This window comes from Intestinibacter sp. (genome assembly GCF_034113885.1).
Taxonomy (GTDB): domain Bacteria; phylum Bacillota; class Clostridia; order Peptostreptococcales; family Peptostreptococcaceae; genus Intestinibacter.
In genome coordinates this window covers 1-23612 of the sequence record NZ_JAXEWM010000036.1, presented here as the reverse complement: position 1 = coordinate 23612, position 23612 = coordinate 1, and the positions used below count along the sequence as shown (strand labels likewise).

The window sequence follows — 23612 nt, the reverse complement described above, 5'->3', positions numbered from 1 at the left end:
ATTTATTTTATATTTTATATACTCACTTTTCATTTAATTTAAATAAAGAGAATTAAGTATTTTAGCTTAATTCTCTTTTTTCATTATCTTAAAAATATTTTTGATATCTCATTTTAACTATTTTTTTGGTACTAAAGCAATGCAACGAGCTGTACTTCCAGAACCTCCCTTTATTTTAGGGAAAGTACAGAAAATAAGAGCACCACTTTCAGGACACTTGTCCAAATTAGCCATAAGCTCAATTTGATAAAGTTCATTTGAAAGCCAATACTTTTCAGCTATCCATCCAATTGTACTTGCTATTTCGGCCGGATCAGTATCTGCAGGTTCATGACCAATTGCGACTACTCCCCTCTCCTCATTTAAGAATTTTAAAGCCTCTACACTCCATCCTGGATAATTTGCATTACCCTCAGCATCTAAATTTTGGATTTCTTCATATGTTTTTCTATTATACCAATCACTTCTAAATGCTACAAAAGCACCTTCAGGAATTCTACCATTTCTTTCTTCCCAATCCTTTAAATCATCAACTGATAAGGCATAATTAGGATTTTTAGCTACCTCTTTTGATAGGTCCACCACACATAGAGGAAGGAACATTTCTGCTGGTCCAAAGGCTTCTAAAGTCTTACCACCCTCAGACATATGGATAGGAGCATCCACATGAGTTCCATATTGTCCAGCCATCTTATACACATGAGCTTGGAATCCATCACCCTTGTCATAATCATAAATTATATTCATTTCCATATCAGGAAATGCACTATGATGTGGAGTTTCAAGACTCACTTCACGGCTTAGTTCTACCCATTCACAATCGTCTCTCCACTTAGATATTTGTTCCCATAAAAAATGTTTCATATATATACCTCCTTGTATAATGTAGTTATTAGATTTCCGAGAATTAAATGTCATAATATTCTGTAAAATTTTTTTAATATGTGTTATAACATTTTTTAATATAACAAATTTAACTTAATTTTTTGTTACTAATTAATTAACTAAAGTATAACACTAACTTAAAGTATATGTAAATTTACATTTTTTTTTAATAAAGTTGAATAATTGTTCATATCAATATTGTCTAAAAAAATTAGCAAAAAATTTAGAAATCTATATTGTAGTCGATTTTTAAATTTTTTGCTATTAATTTTAAACATCTAATTTATAGTATTTATTTTTAACAAATATACTTGTTTGAAATGTAATTATACCTATCCATCCTATTCCAGTTGCCAAGGCTACTCCACCTAGACCCATTGAACCAACTAATAAATAAGAAAGTACAACCCTTATGCTTAGTTGCAATGTTGTCCCTATAACAGGTATATTGACATGACCTGTACCACGATAATATCCTACAAATATACTTCCGACTAAGCTAATGACATAAAACAATGATATTATTCTAAAATATTGCACTCCATAATTTAATACTGATTTTCCTTCATCAAATACAAAAAAATTAAGTAAAATATCTGAACGGAAAAATAAAAATAAAATCATAAGTATGCAAACTAATTGTATTAATATCATTGCATCTTTAAAGCCCTCTAAAACTCTTTTATAATTTTTTGCTCCTGTATTTTGGGCTATAAATATTGAAGTTGCCTCTGAACCGCTGTTTCCAAATGCCAATATTACATCTTCTATTCTGCCTGTTGCTGTATATGCTGAAATCGCATCAACTCCAAGTGAATTTACTGCTCCCTGAACGAGAAGCTTTCCTATATAAAGTGAAGATTGATGCAGAGCAGATACAAATGAATACTGACAAGTTTGTTTTACTAAACTAGAATTATATTTCATATCTGACTTTTTAACCTTTAAAATTGGAATTTTATAAATTATGTATAAATAACATAAAAAAGCTGAGAATAACTGAGATATAACTGTTGCTAATGCTGCACCTCTTATTCCCATAGAAAAATTTTTTATCAATAATAAATCTAAAACTATATTCATTACAATCGAAATTATTAAAAATATAAGTGACATCTTTGTATTTCCAACTGATCTTAAAATAGACGATAAAAAATTATATAAAAAAGTAGCTATAAGTCCTCCCAAAATAATATTCATATATTGAGTAACAAAGCCCGTCAATGAACTAGGTGTTTGAATTATTTTCAAAATAAAAGGCAAAAATAAAATTCCTGAAATACTTATAATAACACTCACCGCTCCACCTAAAATTGAAGATAAAAATATTTCATTTCTCATGGAATCGTAATTTTTTTCACCATATAGCTGTGCAGTTATTATAGATATCCCTGCGCAACACCCAATTATTATAAATATAAATAAATGCATTACAGTTCCTGCAATTCCAATCGCAGCAAAGGCATCATGTCCAACGTACTTTCCTACGATTATACTGTCTATTGTGTTGTAAAATTGTTGAAATATACTACCTATTAGTAGTGGTATAGAAAGATATATTAGCTGTTTCTTTATATTTCCCTCCGTCAAATTATATGTTTGTTCCATAATTTTATCTCCCTTCCTAATTTTCTCTTTATTTATAAGAACATCTTGATTTCAAAATTATTTATCTTGCTATGTACTATAAAAATTGTAACACCAATTTATATTTTTATATAATGCATATTTATACTATATAATATAAAGTATAGTTTATATTTTTTAACATAGGAGGTGATTCCACTGACCCAATTAGAAATTGAAGCTTTTTTAAATATTGTAAAATATGGAAGTATTACTAAGGCCGCCGAAGTTTTATATATAAGTCAACCAGCTTTAAGTCGACGAATAAAATCACTAGAAAACGAACTCCAATACGAATTATTTATAAGACAAAAGGGTATTCGAAATGTAATACTAACTCCTCAAGGCGAGGCGTTTATTCCGATTGCAGAAAAATGGCAACAGCTCTGGCTTGAAACAAAGGAAATTAAAACTCTACCTAAAAACACAGTATTTCATATAGCAGCTATCGATAGTATAAATACATATATTTTACCGAAAGTTTATAAATCCTTTGTAGAAGAAAATACCCAAATTCACCTTGTGATTCATAGCTTGCATTCTGATGATTGCTATAAATATGTCGAAAATAAAGTTGTAAATTTGGGATTTATTTCTGATGATATGTACAGTAAAGATGTGAAAACTGTACCTATTTTCAGCGAAAAAATGTGTTTTATCTACAATAAAGAAGATAATTATCCAGAAATTATACATCCTTCAAAGCTAGATTGCAAGCTAGAAATCAGATTGCCATGGAATCCTGAATTCGATAAGTGGCATAATTACTGGTTTGGATCTTTATCAAAATCACTAATTGTCGTGGATAAGATGTCTCTTTTAGATAATTTTCTTCAAATAAAAAACAGCTGGGCTATAGTTCCACTTAGTATCGGATATTGGCTTGCTCAGAACAATAGTAATTTAGAAATTCATGAAATGGATGATGGACCTCCTGAGCGAATTTATTATTATATACAACATATGGATTATCACTCTAAATATATAAATATATTTTTGCGTATACTACAATATCATTTGGATTCAATTCCTGGTATCGTATTTCTATTAAAATTATCATAAAAAAATAGGTAATAACTACATTTATATGTTGCTATTACCTATTTTTTACTTTCATCTATATTTTATGCCTCTTCACTAGTAGACAATTCTCCTGCCCATTCAAATCCTTTTTTAGCGATAATAACAGCTATAATCTCATTAATAACTGCAGCTGCAGCAATTGTTCCTTGAATAATTTTTGCGCACTCTGGTGCAGACGAACTTAAAGTGCTGACTGCTATCCCTGTAAACACAAGCGATACTCCTGAATGTGGAAGCAGAGTAAATCCTAAATATTTTTTTACTGTATCTGGTGCATGAGTTATTGTTGCACCAAATCTAGCTCCAAAATATTTTCCACATGCTCTTGAAACAATATAAATAACAGTAAATAATCCAGCTCCAAAAATTAAATGATAATCAAGAGGTGCTCCTAAATTTAATATTACTGTAATCATAGCAATAGCTAGTATAGGATTAAAATCCTTCATTAAAATCTCTAGTTGCTCGTCACTTATTAAATTAGAAAATACTGTTGAATATGCCATTCCAATCAACATAAAGTTTAAAATTGGTGTTGGTAGTATATAATAATTTAAAGTAATTCCTATAATAGAAGCTATCAAAATAGAAATAATCAAGTTTATAAATATATAATTTTTATCACTTGTTTTTTTCATAATATATCCACTGATAAATCCTACAAGACATCCAATTCCAAGCGGTAAAAAAATAAACAAAGGTATAATATAAATTGGCATACTACCAGCAGATAGCTGTCTACTTACAATTGCAATTGTACTAAAGAATACAACAACACCTACCATATCATCAAGAGCTGCCATAGGAATAAGAGTACTAGTAACATCTCCTTTTGTTCTAAACTCACGAACTATTGATAGCGCTGGTGCAGGAGCAGTAGCCAATGCTATACCTCCAAATAAAAATGCTAAATATAATGTTATATTCATGACTTTAAATACAATACTAAATACCAATGATACAAATAGAAATGTTCCCAATGATTGTGTTAAAGTTGTAATAACAATCTGTTTTCCAGCAGATTTTATTTTTCTCCAAACGAGCTCTGTTCCAATCATAAGACCGACAGAGCATTCTAAAATATTAATAGCATATTTATAAAATTCGGTATCCAAAATATCTTGATTTAATAAATTAAATGCATGTGGTCCCAAAATCATTCCTGCCAAAAGCCAACCTAAAATAGCTGGAAGCTTCAACTTTGAAACAGCCTTTCCAAGTAATATAGCCAATACAATTGTTAGTACATATCTTAATATCATTAACTAAACCTCCTTTACAATTCCATAAAGTATTATGTTTAACCATTCTACTATCATGTCTTCATGTTTTTCTATAACCGAATGAAAGTTTTTATTTTCTTCCGCTGCTTTTTGAAAATACTCATTAAACGAGTTTATTTGAATATCTAAAAATTTAACCGCTCCATCTACTGATATAGAATCCTTTAATGTAATTTTCGATAATTGATTTTTAAGAAAAGATAAATTAATCGTATCTAATTCCTTTTTTAAGTTATTCACCTCATGTTGTAAATGTGATGGTGTTCTCAATAAAGCATTGAAAAATAATCCCCTAAATTCGGTATGTTCTTCAAAAAATTGTGCTCTTATCTGCATATATCCTATAACTGCTTCTGATAAATCTAAACAATTGAAATTTTTTTGATTATAATATTCAATTAATGTTTCAAAACATATTTGAACACATTTTAAATACAAGTCATCTTTATCTTTGAAATAATGATAGATAATTCCCTTAGAAATTTGCCCTTTCTTACAAATACGATTTAAAGAAGCAGATTCATAATCATATGAATTAAATTCTTCAATTGCGTTGTTTAAAATTTTTTGAATCATTAATTCATTTTGTTTTGCTCTTTTCATAATTTGCCTCCATTTATGGATAATTCGGTTAACCATGATTATATTAACATTTATCGACCATATGGTTAATAAATTTAAAAAATTATTTTTATATCCTTATTATTTGCCATCATATTTTTTTATTCTTTTATTTTTTTGATTTTTAAATATCTATTAAGTTACAATGTGTACAAAACTATGTAAAATATTGTAAATTCGTATCATTTTTGATACTATGTAAATATATTTAAAATATATAATAATATATTTGGAGGTTATAATTATGAACGATAACCCAAAGTTAATCGTAATGCTAACACATAATGATAAAACTGTTGATAATGCTTATAAAATTTTTGATCAATGTAAAGACTCAAAAGCAAAATTTTGGGGATTTAAAGAAGAACCTCTACCAATTGACCAAATGAAAAAGTTATATGCTTACATGAAAAAATGTGGTAAAACAACTATTCTCGAAGTTGTGGCATACACAGAAGAAAAGTGCTTAGAAGGTGCTAAGAAGGCGGTCGAGTGTGGATGTGATATTCTTATGGGAACAAAATTTTTCGATTCAGTCAATGAATTTTGTAAAGAAAACAATCTTAAATATATGCCATTTGTGGGAAGGGTTGAAGGCCGCCCGTCTATTCTTAAAGGAACTATTGATGAAATGGTAAACGAGGCCAATATATGTCTTGAAAAAGGTGTCTACGGATTTGATTTATTAGGATATAGATATACAGAAAATGCCACTGAACTTAATAAAGAATTTGTTTCTAAAGTAAAAGCTCCAGTATGTATAGCTGGTAGTATAAACAGTTATAAAAGACTTGATGAGTTAAAGGACGCTAATCCATGGACATTTACCATCGGTGGAGCCTTTTTTGAAAATAAATTTGGTGAAAGCTTTAATGAGCAAATTAATAACGTATGTGATTATATGGAAAAATAGGAGGATTAAATGCTTAAGATTTTTTACCCTTATGAATATGTCGAAAACGTTTTTTCTATTGATTACAAGAAATTATACGATAAGGGCTATAGAGGAATTATATTTGATATAGATAATACCCTAGTACATCATGGTGATGATTCAACAAAAGAAATAGATGATTTATTTCAAACAATTCAAAATATAGGCTTTAAAACACTCTTATTATCAAATAACAGCGAAAAAAGAATTAAAAGATTTATAAAAAATATCGACTCTTTATATATACATGATGCTAAAAAGCCAAATGTAGATAATTATTTGAAAGCTATAGAAATGATGAATATAAAAAAAGAAGAAAGTATATTCATAGGCGATCAAATATTTACAGATATTTTAGGAGCTAATAAAAGCCAAATAGCTAATATATTAGTTAAATACATACGACTTGAAAACGAAACCAAAATAGGGAAAAGAAGACATTTAGAAAATCTAATTCTTAAATTCTATAAAAGAAATAAATCTTATACACACCGACTTGGTGATATTTTCCAAAAGGAGGTCGATTAAATATGCTATTCAAAAACAAAAATTTTTGCGAGCTTCATCCTATTTGTTACTCTATTTCTGTAAAAAAAGAAATTTTTAAAAGATACTTAAAAGATTTCTTGAGTAAAGAAAAATTTGCTAGCACTATAGAAAACGAAAAATTATCTAATATTGTTTCTAGCCACAGCTCTAATATAATTAAAAGAGGAAAAGGAATTGATATAAACCTCCAAAAAAATAAAGAAGTCAATATCATGCTAGCTTGTAAAAAAATCAATGGTATGATAATTCGTCCAGGAGAAGTCTTTTCCTTTTGGAAGACAGTAGGGCCTGCTACAAGTAAAAATGGATATAAAGATGGTCGTGTAATAGTAAATAATGAGCTAAAAGCTGGAACTGGTGGAGGTCTTTGCAATTTAGCGAATACAATAAATCTATTGATTTTACATAGTCCTCTAGAAATTACTGAGCTTCATAAACACTCTGACGCTTTGGCTCCGGATCAGGGAAAAAGAGTTCCATTTAGCTCTGGAACATCTATTAGCTACAATTATATTGATTATCGATTTAAAAATAATACTAAACAAAATGTTCAACTGCTTGTATGGTGTCAAGATGGAAAGCTATATGGAGAACTACGAAGTGAGAAAGAATTTCCTTGGAGTTATGAATTAGTTGAAGAAAATCATCATTTTGAAAAAAAAGATGATAAATATTATAGAGTTTCAAAAATTTATAGAAATACTACTGAAAAATCAACTGGAAAGATATTAGATAAAAAACTTATTTGGGATAATCGTTCAAAAGTTATGTACGATTACGATTTAATTCCTAAAGATCAAATCATAGTATAATATATATAGATAAATAGTGAACTGCACCCCAAATGTTGGACAGTATATTTATTATATTAGCGCCGACAGGAGGGTTTTTTTATTGGCTAAATTAACATACGAAGACAAGAAAGAAATAATTAGGTTGCATTTAGAAGAACATAAATAAGCATTAAAAAACACCTCCAATTATTCTTATATGAATTACTCACATATGAACAATTAAAGGTGTCTGTTTGTCATAATTCTTTAAATGTATTCCATTTAGAAATTATTCAGTTATTTCCCAGTTATGGTACACGTTTTGAACATCGTCATCATCTTCAAGTAAGTCTATTAATTTTTCCATAGCCTTTACTTGACCTTCATTTTCTAAAACAGTAGTAGTTTGAGGTATTAATTTAACACCAGCAGATACGAATTCATATCCTTTTTCTTGTAATGCATCTCTAACTGCATTGAAATCTTCTGGAGCTGTTATAACTTCGAATCCTCCATCTTCAGCAATTATATCGTCTGCACCAGCTTCTAAAGCATCGTCCATTAATTGGTCTTCTGTTACTCCATTTTCGTCTGATATTAATATTTGACCTTTGTTATCGAACATGAATGATACACATCCAGTTGTTCCTAAATTTCCACCGTTTTTGTCAAAATAAAATCTCATGTTACCAGCAGTTCTGTTTTTGTTGTCAGTTAATGTTTCTACTATAACTGCAACTCCACCTGGTCCATATCCTTCGTAAGTGTTTGCAACATAGTCTTCTCCAGAACCTGATGCTTCACCTTTAGATATAGCTCTTTTTATGTTGTCATTTGGCATGTTGTCAGCCTTAGCTTTATCTATAGCTGTTTTTAATGCTGCATTATATTCTGGATCTGGTCCACCTTCTTTAACAGCAACTGTTATTGCTCTTGTATGTTTTGTAAATACTGAACTTCTTTTTGCGTCTTGTTTACCTTTTCTATTGATAATATTATGTATACGACCCATAGTTTGTTTCACTCCTTAACTTTAATTTCGTTCATTTATAGATTTATAAATAAATCTCCCGATATAAATTCGCCCTTAATTTTGAATTATTTCCATTTATAAATCTATCGCCAAAGTAAATTTTAGCACAAAAACACGATTAAGTAAATTAGAATATTGGAGGTTTTGCCGCAGTATGTCTTTTATGTTCGCTAATTCTGTGAAGTCTGTCTATAATATCTAGATCTTTTTGAGGTACTTCGTCTCTTTTGCCTAATACAACCTTGTCTATCATATTGTATGTAGTTCCCATTTCGTTTTCGTCAGTTTGACCTTCCCATAGTCCAGCTGATGGTGCTCTATCTATTACATCTTGATGTACTCCTAATGCTCTAGCCCAATCGTAAACCTCTGCCTTCGTAAGGTTAGCTATTGGAACTAAATCTACTCCTCCATCACCGTATTTTGTGAAATAACCAGTATGTATTTCTGCTGCATTATCTGTTCCTACAACTAAATATCCTAGATCATTTGCAACAGTGTAAACAGTACTCATTCTAACTCTCGCTCTTAAGTTAGAATCAGCTGATCTTAGTCCATTTTCATTGTATAGTCCTTTTTCTTTAAGTGCTGATGTAACAGTGTTTAATATCATTTCTTGTGGTTCAGTTAAATCTAAATCTATATAATCAATGCCACATCCGTTTATAACCTTAAGTGCATCTTCTCTATCTTTAGGATTGCTGTTGATACTCATAATTACGCCTATAGAATTATCAGGAAATGCTTTTTTGATAAGATAACAAACTACTGCTGAATCTATCCCTCCTGAAACTCCTACTACTAAACCTTTGCATCCTGCTTCCTTGACTTTTTCTCTAAGCCAATCTACTATTTTGTCAATTTTTTGATTTATTTCCATTTATTTTGCCCCTTTCGCATAAAAATATACTCTTATAATACCACATTTTTTTAATAAAATTTATCCTATTATTTTTATTATTTAATTTGTATATTTATTTTTTATTTATACATATTTTTATCAAAATCGTAAATAATAATACAAGGTAGGTGAAAGTATGAATCCATTTAATTTTAAAAACTCTTTAATCGGCAGCTTTACTGGTTTTATCAACGGTTTGTTTGGTTCTGGCGGTGTGACTCTTTTAGTTCCTATCTTAAATAATATTCTAGGAGTAGAGGAGCACAAATCACATGCTACAGCGCTTGCCATCATAATATTTTTAACGACCGCGAGCTCAGCTATATATATTTCCAAGGGTACCTACGATATTCCCTCGACAATTCAAGCTTCGATAGGAAGTATAATAGGTGGACTTATCGGAGCTAAATTACTCAGCAAGGTTACTGGCAAATTTTTGAGAATAGCCTTTGGAATTGTTATGATAATAGCTGCATGTAGAATGATTTTTTATTAAATTCTAGGAGGAATTATGCTAATTGGAATAATCGGATTTTTTGCAGGAATAATAGGTGGAATGGGAATGGGCGGTGGAACAATATTGATACCTGCATTAGTACTATTTGCAAGTATAGACCCCAAAATCGCTCAAAGTATCAACTTACTATCCTCTATACCCATGACAATTGCAGCGTTAATAATACACACAAGGAAGAAAAACGTAGAAACACAACTCGTATTACCTATAGCATTATTCGGTATTGTGGGAGCTATATTAGGTTCTACACTAGCTGAATATGTTTCTTCTGAATCTCTTAGAAGATTTTTTGGAGTATTTTTATTAATTATAGGCATATTTGAAATACAAAAAGGTATCTCTCATAAAAATAAAACCTAAAAAATTTTAGGTTTTATTTTTAAATAAGATATTTTTATTGTGTAATTTTACTTATCAGATATAAGATAAATAACACGCTTAACTGTCGATTGATTATTCTGTGCAATACATTTAATATATTGAAGTTTTTTCTCATTAGATTTGTTAGATTCTTTTAAATTATTATTTTTGTCGATTTTATAAACTTCATCATAATTTATTAAATTGTCATCAAACTTATTATATGTATATGTATAAACATTAGCATTTTTATATTTCTTAAAATTTACTTTTTCTAAAATTGCTAAAAACTGATCTAAATATATATTTTTCTGATTTAATTCAACCTGGTCGTAATCCTTCAAAAAACCATCTTCCATTTTATTTACATCAGTTTCTCCATCCTTGTATGCTATTTGATAACAAGAGCCATTTGACATATCCTCATAAATTATAAAATATAAACTACGTATATTATCATTTTCATCTATATTCAACGAAAACTCCAATACCTTGTATTCGACATCATCATTTAATACGCTATAAATTTTTTCTAGATATTCACTTGCTATGTTTTTTAAAGCTATATATCCATCTACTTTATCATCATATTGAGAATCAATATTTTCTCTAATCCAAGTATATTGTATAAAATTAGAAAGTGTTACTTTGACCTTGCCATCCTCCTGCTTAATTACATCTTTTACTTTTTTATCTGCAATTTTTTCTTCTAATACATCTGAAGATAAAATTGTAAAACCAAATTCATCGCCATATTTAAGTAAAGAAGTACTGTAACAAAGTTTGCCTAAATAATTCAAATTGTCATCTACACCTGTCTGTATAAATGCATCTTGTTTCGATGAATCATTACTATGTGAAATAGGCGAAATTAAAATTCCACCTTTTCTATCGTATTTTCCATATGATTTAAAATACACCTTATAATCTCCATTTTCATAAGAAACTGATTTAATTTCTATCTTGCACTTCCCATCGTCATATATTATTTTACCTACATTACTATCTAAATCATTTAAATCAATTTGCATTTCAATATTTAAATTATATAATTCTCTACTTTTCACAATATATGAAGAATCAGCTTCTAAAAATGTCATTCCATATCTCCAAATACCTATTGTGCCATTTTTCCATAAAACTCCAGCTATCACAAGTATTACAATAAGAAAACTCAGTAATCCAATTAAAATATTTTTTTGCTTCTTATTTTTTAGTTTTTCTTCTGAAGTAACAACACTAGAAGATAAAGCATTCAGTAAATTTCTATAAAATTCTTCAAAACTTCCTTCATAAATCTCCTCAGGTTCCCTTCCTTCTTCTTGTGCATCAAATAGCAATACCAAGATATCCTCTAAAATTTCCTCTACTTGCTCTTTTGATTTTATATCTTCACTTAACATACTTTTTATTTTCTTATACTCTTTTGCATATTTATCCTGCAAAGATTTTAATATCTTTTTGTTTTCCGCTTTCAAATTTTTATTATTTGTCATGTTAAGCTTCCCCTTTCTTCATAATACTATCTACAATATTGCGAAATTCATTCCATACATTTTGAAACTGAATTAGTTCTTGCTCTCCCTTTTCACTCAAAGAATAGTATTTACGACTAGGTGCAGAACTTACGGGTACCTTTTCAATCTCAAAGAGCCCTTGCTTTTCAAGTCTGACAAGCATTGGGAATATAGTTCCTCCTGTCAAATCATTAAATCCATATTCTCTTAAACTCTCTACAATTTCTTTAGAATACAGTGGTTTATCCTTTACAACCATCAACACACATCCTTCTAAGATTCCCTTCGACATCTGAGTAATATTAATCATAAATATCACCTGCCTTTCACGTTACTTGTATTGCAAGTATTAAGTATATTGTAATGCAAGTAACGTAATTTTACAACAAAAAAGCAAACTTTTTTGTTTTTATAAAAGTTTGCTTTTTACTGTTATTCGTTAATTTTTAATCTTTTTTTCTAAGCTATTTAAAGTGAAAAAATCACTTATAGCATTATCATAATCGCCTATATGACAATAAGAATCTCCTCTTTTTTGATATGCTTCAATATCTGAAGGATTTCCTTCTATTGCAATAGAAAAATCATTTATAGCTTCCTTATATTTTTTTAGATTGTAATAAGCCAATCCTCTATAGTAATAGTTTCTATTTTGACTGTCATCTAATTCTATCGCCTTATTAAAATCATCTACAGCTTCATCGTATTTCTTTAAATCTAAATTAGCTGCTCCTCTTCCCATATAAACCATATAGCTATCATATCCATGTTCTATAGCTCTAGTGTAATCATCCTTCGCCTTTTCAAAGTTTCCTATTAAAGAGTATTCCTTGCCTCTATTGCAATAGGTTCTTCCTACTTTGTATCCCATCTTAATAGCCTTTGAAAAATCACGTATTACCTTTGTATGATTTTCCATTTGACTATATGCAAGAGCTCTGTTGTAGTAAGCTTCTCCATTTTTAGGATCTAATAAAATTACCTTATCTAAATCTCTCACAGCCTTCTTTAAATTGTCTTGTTTTAAGTGCGCAACTGATCTATTTAAATATGCTTCTTCATAATTTGGATCGATTTCAATAGCCTTATTGTAGTATTCAATTGCATTATTATTTTGATTCATTTGGCAATAGCAATCTGCCATTCCCAAATATCCCTCTTTCATGTTTGGAGCCAATTCAATAAACACTTTATAATCTAGTAGAGCATTTTTAAATTGTCTCATCAAATAATAGATTCCTGCTCTTTCATAGACCAATCTCTCATCGTATCTTTCAAGATTAATAGCATTTGTAAAATCCTTTAAAGCTTCTTTATATCTACCTAAATAAGCTAATATTCTACCTCTATTATAATAAGCACTTACATCATTTTCATCTAATTTTAAAGCTTTAGTGTAATTTACCATAGCTTTGTCGTATTCTTTTAAATTGCTATAAGATACCCCTAAATTGTAATATGCAACTTCGTAGTTTGGATCTATTTCTATCGCTTTTTTATAATTTTTTATAGCTAAATCATTATCACCTAATCTACTATAGCAGACACCTTTGCCTCTATACGCTTCTTTGTAGTTTGGATCTATTTCTAAAGCCTTTTCAAAATCTTTTATTGCAGCGTAAAATTTTTCAAATTTAATATAAAATTCACCGCGATAGTAATATCCATCAGCGCTATCTTTATATTTTTCAATAATTTGATTTACGTATGCCATTTTTTCATTTATTTCAAATTCCATGTTGGCGTGATTTAACATATCTTGTATGAAGCTTTGTCGTTCTAAATCTTGTTGCAATTTATTTAAATTCTCAATATTATTTTTTATATCTATATTGTCCTTCTTCGCTAATTTAAATATATTTACTGCTATGAAAACCATAAATCCATACATAAAACAGAATATTATTATCTCTTCGTTTTTAGATAATTTCAAAGCAACTATAGCTAAAAATAAAATCCCTATTATAGCTAATGAAATTGCTATATGTCTTGATCTTTTAAGTCTTTCACCTTCCATCAGGACTATCCCCCCTCAATAAATCTACTGTCAAAAGAATTTTGTCTACCTAATTATAAAAGGATTTTCCCATCTTTTTCTGATAGATAGAAGCTCTCACTTTCGCCTACATCTGCAGTTCCACTTGTTATATCTATCATTTTGGCTTTAAGTGAATCAGCCTCTTCTTCCCTAGAATAAACTATAATTTCTACCTTTTCACTGTATAAGGTGTCTTTTATAGTGTAACCCATGTTCATTATTTCATTTTGTACTTTTCCTATTTGGTTGTAATCTATAGTTACACTTACTTCTTTGTATTTTACCTTTTGAATAATTTGTGCTGCTTCAATTCCTATCTTTGCACCCTTCGTATATGCTCTGACAAGTCCACCTGCACCTAGCTTGATACCGCCAAAATATCTAGTTACAACAACAACTACATCTCTTAGATCTTCCTTTTTTATGACCTCTAATGTAGGTATACCTGCTGTTCCCTGTGGCTCTCCATCGTCGCTGTAGCGTTGAATATTCATAGTTTCTCCTACAGTGTAAGCCCATACATTGTGAGTTGCATCCGTGTGTTTTTTCTTTATTTGATTTATAAATTCTACTGCTTCTTCTTCAGATTTTATAGGCTTTGCGTATCCTATAAATGTAGATTTCTCTACTACGTATTCATCTGAGCCGAAGTCATGTAACGTCTTATACGTCTTCATAACACTTCTCTCCCCCCGCCGTTAAATATTTCAAGGCTAAAATAGCCTCATTATATGCTCTTATAACGTATTCCTTTTCGTTTGCTTTTTTATTTTTTATAAGTCTTTGCAAGATATCGACTGTCTTATCATCTCCCACCTTGGCAAGAGCCTTAGCACAGTACTGTCTAGTCTGCGGATTAGAATCGTATAATCCCTTTTCTAATACAGCCTTGCTCTTTGAAGAAGATATTTTTCTAATAGCTGAATATGTTATCCTTCTTACATCTGAATGTCTGTGATTTGTCAGAGGATGAAGGATTTTTAAAAATCTATCATCCCTAGTTTCTCCAGTTGCCCAAATTAAGACAATTAAATCATCTGCATTTTTCTCTTTAAGTATTCTTTTGTATAACTCTCTTTTAAAATTTAGCTCTTTTTCTTGATCTAGGCTTAAATTTTCCATAAATTCAAGTCTAGAATCCTTTCCCAATTCTAAAAATTTATCCAATACATCCTTTGAAGATTCTATTTTTTGCTTGTTAGCCGATTTTATTTCTAATTTTGCTTTGATTAATTGATCATTTACTTCTGAAATCGGTATATTTCTAATCCTGCTAATTTGTGACACTGTCTTAGATTCAGTATAAAGAAGATACGTGATAAAATAATCCTCTAAATTATCGATATTGCTCCAGCTTATGTCCATATCTATTCTTCTACTATATATCCTTTGTACATATTGTAATCTTCTTCATCTAAATTAACTTCAAGCTTTGTTCCATTTTCAACGTATTCGAAGTTGTCTACACTGTATTTGTCTTTTATTTTGCTGAATATATTACCTTTGTCGTATGGAAGTAGTAATTTAACTTGATAAGTGTCTTCCATTAAAGCATTCTCTACTATTTTTAAAAGCTTATCCATATTTATGCCTTTTTTGGCAGAAATATAAACTCTATCTTCTCTATTTCTTGGATAAATATCTAATTCTAATTTGTCTATTTTATTGTAGACTAAAATAGTTTTCTTATCTGATGCACCAAGCTCCTTTAGAACTTCTTCTGTAGTTTGTTTTTGAAGTTCGTAGCTTTTGTTTGTAGCATCTATAACATGTAGTATTAAATCTGCATATTGCACCTCTTCTAGTGTTGCTTTAAATGCATCTACTAAATCATGTGGCAATTTACTTACAAATCCAACAGTATCTACTACTAAAAAGTCTCTCTTGTTTGGTAGAGTAGCCTTTCTCAAGGTTACATCAAGCGTTGCAAACAGCATATCCTTTACAAAGACTTCTTTTTCTGTTTCGTAATCCTTGTGTGTCTTTATTAATTCGTTTAATAGTGTAGATTTTCCTGCATTAGTATATCCGACAAGCGCAACTATTGGAATATTTGATTTTAAACGTTGAACTCTTTGAGTTTCTCTATTTTGCTTTACCTCTCTAAGCTCGCGTCTTATATCTGCTGCTCTATTTAAAATATGTCTTTTGTCTATTTCTAGCTTTTGTTCACCTGGTCCTCTAGTTCCTATCCCTGCACCAGTTCTACTCATCGCTCCACCCATTCCGTAAAGTCTAGGAAGTCTGTATTTCAACTGAGCAAGCTCGACCTGTAGCTTACCTTCCTTACTTAGAGCTCTCTGCGCAAATATATCTAGTATTAGGGCAGTTCTATCTATTATTTTTAAACCTATAAGATCTTCTATATTTCTCATATGTGCTCCAGATAATTCGTCGTTGAAAACTACCATAGTAGCACCAAGAGCATAGCAATAATCTCTTATTTCTTCGACCTTACCCTTTCCGATGAAATAAGCAGCATCTCTCGCTGGTCTATTTTGAATTACAGAGCCTACTACCTCTGCTCCAGCTGCCTTTACTAGTTCCTTTAATTCTTGCATAGATTCATTTATATCAATATCGTCGATTTTTTTCACATTAGTTGTTATGTTAAGGCCTACTAAAAGGGCCTTTTCTTTTTGATTCTCTTCCACATAATCACCTCTTTTTAGTTATTTTATAAATTAAACGTATTTATATTTTCAGTCCTATTATATCCTAATAATTATATCATTAAACCATAACTTTTATATGTATTTTTTTAATTTAGTTTATATTCATGCAAATTAAAACAAAGGAAGTATAAATAAAATCCTCTATACTCCCTTTAATCTATCTCGCTATTATTTCAATCTTATTAATTCTAAATATTTTTTAGCATTAGGGCTTCCGTTACTTTTCGCCTTTTCTAATAATTTAATTGCTTCATCTACATCCTTTTCGATTATTTTACCTCTATATAATTCAAATCCTAATTTTTCTTGATATAATGCATTTCCTTCATTTGACTTTTCTTTGTAGACCTCAATCAATCTATCCTTGCATCTATCGTCTCCAGCATCGACAAGCTTTTCGTATTCAACTACTGCCATGTCTATTTGACCTGATTCGTAGTATCTTTGACCTAATATGTAGCTTGCTTCTAATTCACCTTCATCAGATAATGCCTTTAATACATTTTCACTAAATCCACGGTAGATACTAGCCTTTGAAGGTTCAGCTTTACTATATTCTGATATAATCTCTTCTATAAAGTCCTTAAACATATTTTCCATATTATCAAACCCATCAAAAACTATTTTTGACGGATCGATTTTTGCTGGTGCTAGTCCAGTTATTTGTCCACTTTGTGCTTCAATTTGACTTAATTTTTCCTCCATTGATTCTATAGTTTTTTGTTGTTTCTCTAATGCACTATTGAAATGTTCGATTAAAGATTCGTATTGTGCATCCATTTTTTTCAACAATTCACTTTGAACAAATGTATCAATCCTCTTATTAAAAGCAGTTATCCTTTTATCTAGCTCTCTTACATTTTTTGATACAGCATTGAAGTTTATCGCGTTACTATTTTTCATAATAGATTGAATCTCTTCGCTGAACTTTGAAATAGTTTCGATTAAACTTTCTATACCAGATAAATCCTGATCTATCGTCTTTAAGCCCTCTATTGTACGAGATACCTTGTCTTTGTAGGTTGTTAATTGGTCTATCTTTTGCTTAGTTAAATCTATCTGCTTTAAACCATCTAATTTAGATATAGATTTATTAAACTCATTTAAACTAGCCTCTAAACCATTTAATGACACACATATTTTTTCACTATTTTCATTAAAATTATCGATTGAATTTATTATACCCTTTGTATTTATCTCATTATTTGCCATAATTTCTCTCCCCATTTTTAGTTAAACTTACTGTTTATATTTTTCATCATTTTATTTATGCTGTTCATTTTTTCTTGAATTTCTGATTGCAATTTTTCTGTTTTAAGTATTTTATGTCTTAAAATATCATTTAATTTATCAAATTTAGATGAATATTCATCGTATAAATCGCTAAAATCGATATTTTCCTTTTCTAGACAATTATAGAACTCCTTAAGCTGTTTTTCGTAAGATAAACTATCTATATACAAGTACATAATAGCAAATTTTGAAAACTCATATGATTTTTGGTAATACCCTTGAGCTAGCTTGTATTCGCCTATTTCAAATAATTTATCTCCTCTCTCTTCGTAATTGCCATCCTGTTCAAATAAATCACATAAATCTGCTAAGCTATTTGAATTTGGCTCTATACTTCTAATAAAGTAGTTTTTCGCAACTGAATATTTTTCATCATTGAAGAACTTCATACCTAGATTAAATAAATCTATGCTATCTCCAACTACCTCTCCTAAATTCAAATCCTTAAAACGACTTATGCTTTCAATATATTTTAAATCGTCACCTAGCTTTTCTTTGATTTCATTTAGTATTTGTGTTTCCTTTTCTTCTATTAAAACTAAATTGTAATTAGCTCTAGTTATAGAAACATAAAATCTATTAAAATAATAGCTGTAATGACCTTCCTTTATATCGTCCTTTTTGTATATCTCTTCGTAAATATCAGCATAATCAGACAGGATATTATAGGCTATTATATTGTCGAATTCCTTGCCCTTAAACTCTGATATTGTAAATGCATTTTTGCAGTCGTATTTTTCCTTTAAATATTCCTTTCTCTCGTCATCAGAAACTATAAGTGCAACCTTCGCCGAAGCATCTATTTCTCTAAATACGATTTTAAGGTTATCCTCTGTAGCTTCAAGCTGCTCTATTATTCCAGATTTATTGTTTTTAGTAACCTCATCTTGTCTATCTTCTTCTTTTCTTGCAGGAAGTTTTTCGTTGATAATTCCATTTACTATATTATTCATCTTCATTATATTTATGGAATTTCTGAAGTTCTCGTTAAGTCTTTGCACCTCGTATTTATATCCATATAGGTAAAATAGCTTTGTAAGTCTTCCTATTTTGAAGAAAGTAGGATTGATAATTTGATTTGGATCTCCAGCTAGTAAAATCTTTCTCGTTTTATTTCTGCCGTAGATTTCTTGTTCTTTAGCCAATAAAAACAGCATATATATTTGAACCTCAGTAAAGTCCTGAACCTCGTCTATTACTACATATTCATAGCCTATAGATTTTTCTTGGATTAAGCCTTGTAATTCAAATGCTATATCGTTTATATCGTAATATCCATTTTCAACTAGCCAATCGTTGTACTTCTCAGTTATAGAGTAAATAACCTCTCTATCTTCTTCAGAAAAAATTTTATAATCCTCTACTATTTTTTTGCTGCTTTTTATGTAATATTCTTTATTTACTATGTTAGGTTCCTTTCTATCCCAATCGACATACATAGAGCCTTTTAGTATTCCGAATATTTCACTGTAGATAATATTTTTTTCATTCTCGTATTTTTTGATAAATTTTAAAATATTACTGTCTCTTGAAGTTCTATACAGCCAATTTAAAAACTTTGTAAAGCTTTTATCATAGGAGTTTTGAGTTATTATTTTTAATCTGTCTATTTTTTTGTCGTTGTATTTATAATTGATTTCTGTGCATATATCCTCAAATGTTCTTATGTCTACATATTCGTTTAGCTCATAGTAACTCTCCATTACCTTTGATTTTACATATTCCTTTAGATTGTTAGAAAAAGTAACGTATAGTATCTTATCTGTAGTTCCGCTATTTTTTATTTTTTCTACCATATCTGGAATTAAGTTTATAGTCGATAAGGTTTTACCACTTCCAGCTATTCCTGATAGTATAAATGGCTCTGACTTTTGTATAAATGAATTTATATTATTTGCTTGCTCCTTAGTCAATACCTCTTGATATATGATTTCTTTGTCGTTGAAATTCATAGATCTAAATGTCATATTATTTTCTTGCATATCATTGTCAGAAACAGCTGCTCTAAGAATATATTTCTTGCTTTTATTTTTATTTAAGCTTTTAAATTTGTTTTGTTTATAGAAATTACTGTTGATTTTTTTTGATACCTTTAGCGCTTCTCTCTCTTGATCGTTGTGTTTTGCTATTGAAAACAATATAATACCTTGTTTATCCTTATTATCTCTAGTACTGTATCTTTCAAAATCAAATTCATTCTTCTTAGAGTAATCATCTACAAAGCATGCTATTATTCTGTCGCTATCGTTAACCTTATTGTTAAAATCAAACCCATAGATTTTATTATTGACACCTTCGTATTTTTTAAAACCTAGACTCTTGAAATTTAACGCTCCATTTGTTGAATTTAGACATTTATCAATCTTTACTACTAATTTTTTTAAGTCTCTTTCTAGATTTCTATCTTTAACCTGTTTAAATATAGTTTGCTCTAAGAATACATTTATATTTAAGTCGTCGCTAAATAAGATATCGTCCTCTAGCTCAATATCCTCAGCTACTTCTTCAATCGCATCATCTTCATAATCTTCAGCTATTTTATCTTCTTCAACCTGCACACTGTCATTGTCCTCTTTTTCATCGCATTCTATACAGCTTTCTTCGATATAATCATCGTTATTCTGGTTATTTTTTTTACGACTGATTTCATTACATTGTGCTAGATAGAATTTAGCATCCTCATTGTCTATACTAGCTAACTCATTGTACAATTCAAAAGCCTTTTCCTTATCTACATCTATTCCTATTCCATGCTCATAACATTGTGCCAATTTTAAAATACCTTCTTCGTGTTCTATGTCGTATAGCTCTTCATATATTGAAAAAGCCTTTTTATAATCTACATTTGTGCCAATTCCTTCCTCATAGCAACGTCCTAATAAATACTTTGCATCTTCATTTCCATTGCTCATGGCTTTTTTATATCTGTTAAATGCCTTCTTGTAATCCTGCTTTACACCTATGCCATTTTCGTAACAATATGCAACTCTAAGCTGTCCCTTATCATATCCTTTATTAGCACAGTTTTTATAACAGTCAAACGCTTTTTCAAGATCTATATCTGTTCCTACACCTAGCTCATAGTAAATACCTAGACAATACTCTATATTAGGATTATTTTTATCCTCAATCGATTTTACTATATTAAATGCTTTTTCCTCATCTATTTCTGTCCCTATTCCCTGCTCATAACAAATAGCAAGACAGATATTTGATTCTATATGACCTTGCTCTGCTGCTTTTTTATACCACTCAAATGCGTCGTCTCTACTTTCTTCCGTTCCTAGACCATTCATATAGAAATTTGCCAAATTATATTGTGCCTCAGACAATCCATTTTCTGCTGCTTTTTTATACCATTTAAATGCTTTTTTATTATTTTCCTCGTTATCCCTTCCTTTATCTGAAATAAAATAATAATTTCCCAAGCAAAATTGCGCATCTAAATCGCCTTCTTCTGCTTCCTTTTCTAATTCTAAAACTACAGATTTTTTTATTTTTTTATTTGCAATTTTAAAATCCTTTTCATTTTTCAATTCCTTTTTCATATCTTCATTTTCTGGTTTTGAAGTCATCTTAAACAATTTTTCTCTAAATAGCTCTTCAAACCTATGCATTTTAATTTTAAAATCTGTAGTTATGCTAAAAAACAACTCCATAGTTGAAACTTCTCTAAAATCCCTCATAAGCATTCTCCTTAAAAATTTCTATATTATAAGTATAATAAATTGAGTCAAAATAGTATAATAAAATTATCTCATATTATAATTATAAAATAAATTTTGGAGGTACAATTAAATTGAGTTACAAATTTTTTAATAATAACAAGTGCGAGTATTTTCCATGTCATAAAACAAATGACCTAGAAAATTTTAACTGTTTATTCTGTTACTGTCCTTTATATGCTTTAAAGGATAAATGTGGCGGTAATTTTAGATACACAGAAAAAGGTATAAAAGATTGTACAAATTGCACTCTTCCACATAAAAGGGATAATTACGATTATATCATAGGAAAATTTCAAGAAATTGTAGAAATAACAAAGCTAGATAATGAGTAAAAAAAATGAGTTAGATGAATTTGCGCCATCTAACTCATTTTTTTCGTCTCATAGTTTTTGTTTCAGTCTTAACTTGATAAATCAATCATATCATTTATTTTGTTTCGTTTCAATCTTTTTTAATCTTGGAAATTTATTTTTTTAATTAATTTATATATCAATTGCAGTATTATACTTACAATCAACATCATAATTAAAATTGTAATTCCCATATGCATAAAAAATTCCTCTGGTAGCATATTGATAACTGGATCTAGCTGCGGGTCGAAAATCCAATAATCATTGCTAAACATTATTTTATGAAATAATATAAAGCAAGCATTAAAATTTATAGCAATTGGAATCGCCAACAACACAGGCATTATTATTATCAATATCGATGAATTTTTTAAAAATTTAAATTCTCTTTTTCTAACTTGTAAAATACCGCCTACAATAGCTATAACTCCGCAAATCATAGTAAGCAATTTTACATTTTGAAATATATCTCTAACCTCTTCAAAGTGAATTTTTCCAGCGTTAGAAGAAGCTAGTGTCGGTAATTGGAATTCACCTACATTTGAGTTAAGATTATAGTCGATTAGATAATCATAGTTTTTTATAATTTCCTCTTTAGATAATCCACTCATAGATTCTATATTTAATTTATCTATATCATTATAGTAAATATCTCTTATATTTAGAGTTACGATAACTGATACTCCTATCATCGCCAACGCTAAGCACAGAGATACAACAATATTTGATAACCTATTCAACAGTTATCATCCTCCTTCAGTTTACTCATTTTCCGATATAAGTATCACTGATATTAAACTATTTTTGTAGTAAAATCTTCTATATTCCAAACATCATCTACTATATCTCCGTAGAATTCAGGCTCATGGCAAACTAAAAGTACAGTTCCTTTAAATTCTTTGATAGCCTTCTTTAATTCGTCCTTCGCTTCCACATCTAAGTGGTTTGTAGGTTCGTCTAGCACTAAGAAATTTATATCCTTTAGCATTAATTTACATAATCTAACCTTAGCAGCTTCTCCCCCGCTTAGAACTCTAACTTGACTTGTTATATGTTCGTTAGTAAGTCCACATTTAGCTAAAGCTTGTCTAACCTCGTAGTTAGTTAAAACTGGATATTCTTGCCATACATCTTCTAGAGCTGTATTGTAATTTTCCATAGAGCTTTCTTGCTCAAAATATCCAACCTCTAAATAATCTCCTAGCTCAACTTCACCCTCAAAGGGTTTTATAATTCCAAGTAAAGTCTTTAGAAGAGTTGATTTTCCTATACCATTCATACCCTTTAGAGCTATCTTTTGACCTCTTTCTAGCTGGAAATTTAAAGGCTTAGTTAATGGCTCATTATATCCTAACACTAAGTCCTTTGTTTCAAATATTATTCTAGCTGCAGCTCTTGCATTTCTAAAAGCAAATTGAGGTTTTATTTTTTCTTTTGGTTTTTCTA

Annotated in this window: 23 protein-coding genes; 7 read left to right on the top strand and 16 right to left on the bottom strand. The window is 29.6% G+C overall.

Annotation, left to right across the window (positions count from 1 at the left end; all coding sequences use genetic code 11):
* Positions 1 to 117: 117 nt before the first annotated feature.
* Positions 118 to 864, bottom strand: a complete 747-nt coding sequence (locus SPD90_RS02240; RefSeq protein WP_320626843.1) for a cyclase family protein — start codon at positions 862 to 864, stop codon at positions 118 to 120.
* 291 nt (positions 865 to 1155) lie between these two features.
* Complete coding sequence (locus SPD90_RS02235; protein WP_320626842.1) at positions 1156 to 2493, bottom strand: MATE family efflux transporter; 1338 nt, start codon at positions 2491 to 2493, stop codon at positions 1156 to 1158.
* A gap of 168 nt (positions 2494 to 2661) precedes the next feature.
* On the opposite strand from SPD90_RS02235, the gene SPD90_RS02230 reads away from it, so the two are divergent.
* Positions 2662 to 3573 carry a LysR family transcriptional regulator gene (locus SPD90_RS02230; RefSeq protein WP_320924181.1) on the top strand — a complete coding sequence of 304 codons (912 nt, stop codon included), beginning with the start codon at positions 2662 to 2664 and terminating at the stop codon, positions 3571 to 3573.
* Between the two features lie 62 nt (positions 3574 to 3635).
* Here the strand turns inward: SPD90_RS02230 and SPD90_RS02225 are convergent, their stop codons facing one another.
* Both SPD90_RS02225 and SPD90_RS02220 read right to left on the bottom strand, forming a co-directional pair.
* Entirely contained in the window at positions 3636 to 4856 is a 1221-nt protein-coding gene (locus tag SPD90_RS02225; protein WP_320924180.1) for a cation:proton antiporter, read from the bottom strand.
* A 3-nt stretch (positions 4857 to 4859) separates the two neighbouring features.
* The gene (locus SPD90_RS02220) at positions 4860 to 5480 is read right to left on the bottom strand and encodes a TetR/AcrR family transcriptional regulator (protein ID WP_320924179.1); all 621 of its coding nucleotides are present in this window, start codon (positions 5478 to 5480) and stop codon (positions 4860 to 4862) included.
* 262 nt (positions 5481 to 5742) lie between these two features.
* Between SPD90_RS02220 and SPD90_RS02215 the strand changes: the two genes are divergently transcribed.
* Genes SPD90_RS02215 through SPD90_RS02205 form a run of 3 tightly spaced genes read left to right on the top strand, consistent with a single transcriptional unit; the run spans position 5743 to position 7793 of the window.
* Positions 5743 to 6411 (top strand): hypothetical protein, encoded by a 669-nt coding sequence (locus tag SPD90_RS02215; RefSeq protein WP_320624871.1) that lies wholly within the window; start codon positions 5743 to 5745, stop codon positions 6409 to 6411.
* A 9-nt stretch (positions 6412 to 6420) separates the two neighbouring features.
* Positions 6421 to 6960, top strand: coding sequence for a YqeG family HAD IIIA-type phosphatase (locus SPD90_RS02210; protein WP_320624872.1), 540 nt, complete (start codon positions 6421 to 6423; stop codon positions 6958 to 6960).
* 2 nt (positions 6961 to 6962) lie between these two features.
* A complete protein-coding gene (locus SPD90_RS02205) occupies positions 6963 to 7793 on the top strand; it encodes a VanW family protein (RefSeq protein ID WP_320624873.1) in 831 nt (276 codons plus the stop codon).
* Between the two features lie 250 nt (positions 7794 to 8043).
* Here SPD90_RS02205 and SPD90_RS02200 read toward each other — a convergent pair whose 3' ends face one another.
* Together SPD90_RS02200 and nadE are read right to left on the bottom strand one after the other, a co-directional pair.
* On the bottom strand, positions 8044 to 8766 hold the full coding sequence (locus SPD90_RS02200; protein ID WP_320624874.1) for a YebC/PmpR family DNA-binding transcriptional regulator: 723 nt from the start codon (positions 8764 to 8766) through the stop codon (positions 8044 to 8046).
* Positions 8767 to 8914: 148 nt separating this feature from the next.
* Complete coding sequence (gene nadE / locus SPD90_RS02195) at positions 8915 to 9667, bottom strand: NAD(+) synthase (RefSeq protein ID WP_320624875.1); 753 nt, start codon at positions 9665 to 9667, stop codon at positions 8915 to 8917.
* 157 nt (positions 9668 to 9824) lie between these two features.
* On the opposite strand from nadE, the gene SPD90_RS02190 reads away from it, so the two are divergent.
* Together SPD90_RS02190 and SPD90_RS02185 are read left to right on the top strand one after the other, a co-directional pair.
* On the top strand, positions 9825 to 10184 hold the full coding sequence (locus tag SPD90_RS02190) for a sulfite exporter TauE/SafE family protein (RefSeq protein ID WP_320924178.1): 360 nt from the start codon (positions 9825 to 9827) through the stop codon (positions 10182 to 10184).
* A gap of 15 nt (positions 10185 to 10199) precedes the next feature.
* Positions 10200 to 10565, top strand: coding sequence for a sulfite exporter TauE/SafE family protein (locus SPD90_RS02185; protein WP_320624877.1), 366 nt, complete (start codon positions 10200 to 10202; stop codon positions 10563 to 10565).
* Positions 10566 to 10612: 47 nt separating this feature from the next.
* Here SPD90_RS02185 and SPD90_RS02180 read toward each other — a convergent pair whose 3' ends face one another.
* The 8 genes from SPD90_RS02180 to SPD90_RS02145 all read right to left on the bottom strand — a co-directional run bounded on the left by SPD90_RS02180 (position 10613) and on the right by SPD90_RS02145 (position 21774).
* Complete coding sequence (locus SPD90_RS02180) at positions 10613 to 12061, bottom strand: hypothetical protein (RefSeq protein ID WP_320924177.1); 1449 nt, start codon at positions 12059 to 12061, stop codon at positions 10613 to 10615.
* A gap of 1 nt (position 12062) precedes the next feature.
* Complete coding sequence (locus SPD90_RS02175; RefSeq protein ID WP_320924176.1) at positions 12063 to 12392, bottom strand: PadR family transcriptional regulator; 330 nt, start codon at positions 12390 to 12392, stop codon at positions 12063 to 12065.
* Positions 12393 to 12521: 129 nt separating this feature from the next.
* Positions 12522 to 14099 (bottom strand): tetratricopeptide repeat protein, encoded by a 1578-nt coding sequence (locus SPD90_RS02170; RefSeq protein WP_320924175.1) that lies wholly within the window; start codon positions 14097 to 14099, stop codon positions 12522 to 12524.
* A gap of 53 nt (positions 14100 to 14152) precedes the next feature.
* A complete protein-coding gene (locus SPD90_RS02165; protein WP_320924174.1) occupies positions 14153 to 14797 on the bottom strand; it encodes a YigZ family protein in 645 nt (214 codons plus the stop codon).
* Positions 14784 to 15485, bottom strand: a complete 702-nt coding sequence (locus SPD90_RS02160; protein WP_320924173.1) for a HEAT repeat domain-containing protein — start codon at positions 15483 to 15485, stop codon at positions 14784 to 14786. The genes SPD90_RS02165 and SPD90_RS02160 overlap by 14 nt, the downstream gene beginning before the upstream one ends.
* Positions 15486 to 15487: 2 nt before the next feature.
* Positions 15488 to 16774, bottom strand: a complete 1287-nt coding sequence (gene hflX / locus SPD90_RS02155) for a GTPase HflX (RefSeq protein WP_320924172.1) — start codon at positions 16772 to 16774, stop codon at positions 15488 to 15490.
* Between the two features lie 189 nt (positions 16775 to 16963).
* Positions 16964 to 18007, bottom strand: a complete 1044-nt coding sequence (locus SPD90_RS02150; protein WP_320924171.1) for a hypothetical protein — start codon at positions 18005 to 18007, stop codon at positions 16964 to 16966.
* A 17-nt stretch (positions 18008 to 18024) separates the two neighbouring features.
* Positions 18025 to 21774 (bottom strand): AAA family ATPase, encoded by a 3750-nt coding sequence (locus SPD90_RS02145; protein ID WP_320924170.1) that lies wholly within the window; start codon positions 21772 to 21774, stop codon positions 18025 to 18027.
* 107 nt (positions 21775 to 21881) lie between these two features.
* On the opposite strand from SPD90_RS02145, the gene SPD90_RS02140 reads away from it, so the two are divergent.
* Positions 21882 to 22148 carry a cysteine-rich small domain-containing protein gene (locus SPD90_RS02140; RefSeq protein WP_320924202.1) on the top strand — a complete coding sequence of 89 codons (267 nt, stop codon included), beginning with the start codon at positions 21882 to 21884 and terminating at the stop codon, positions 22146 to 22148.
* A 119-nt stretch (positions 22149 to 22267) separates the two neighbouring features.
* Here the strand turns inward: SPD90_RS02140 and SPD90_RS02135 are convergent, their stop codons facing one another.
* Together SPD90_RS02135 and SPD90_RS02130 are read right to left on the bottom strand one after the other, a co-directional pair.
* Positions 22268 to 22906 (bottom strand): TIGR01906 family membrane protein, encoded by a 639-nt coding sequence (locus tag SPD90_RS02135; protein ID WP_320924169.1) that lies wholly within the window; start codon positions 22904 to 22906, stop codon positions 22268 to 22270.
* 53 nt (positions 22907 to 22959) lie between these two features.
* Positions 22960 to 23612: ATP-binding cassette domain-containing protein (locus SPD90_RS02130; protein ID WP_320924168.1), on the bottom strand; the 653-nt coding region annotated here is incomplete at its 5' end.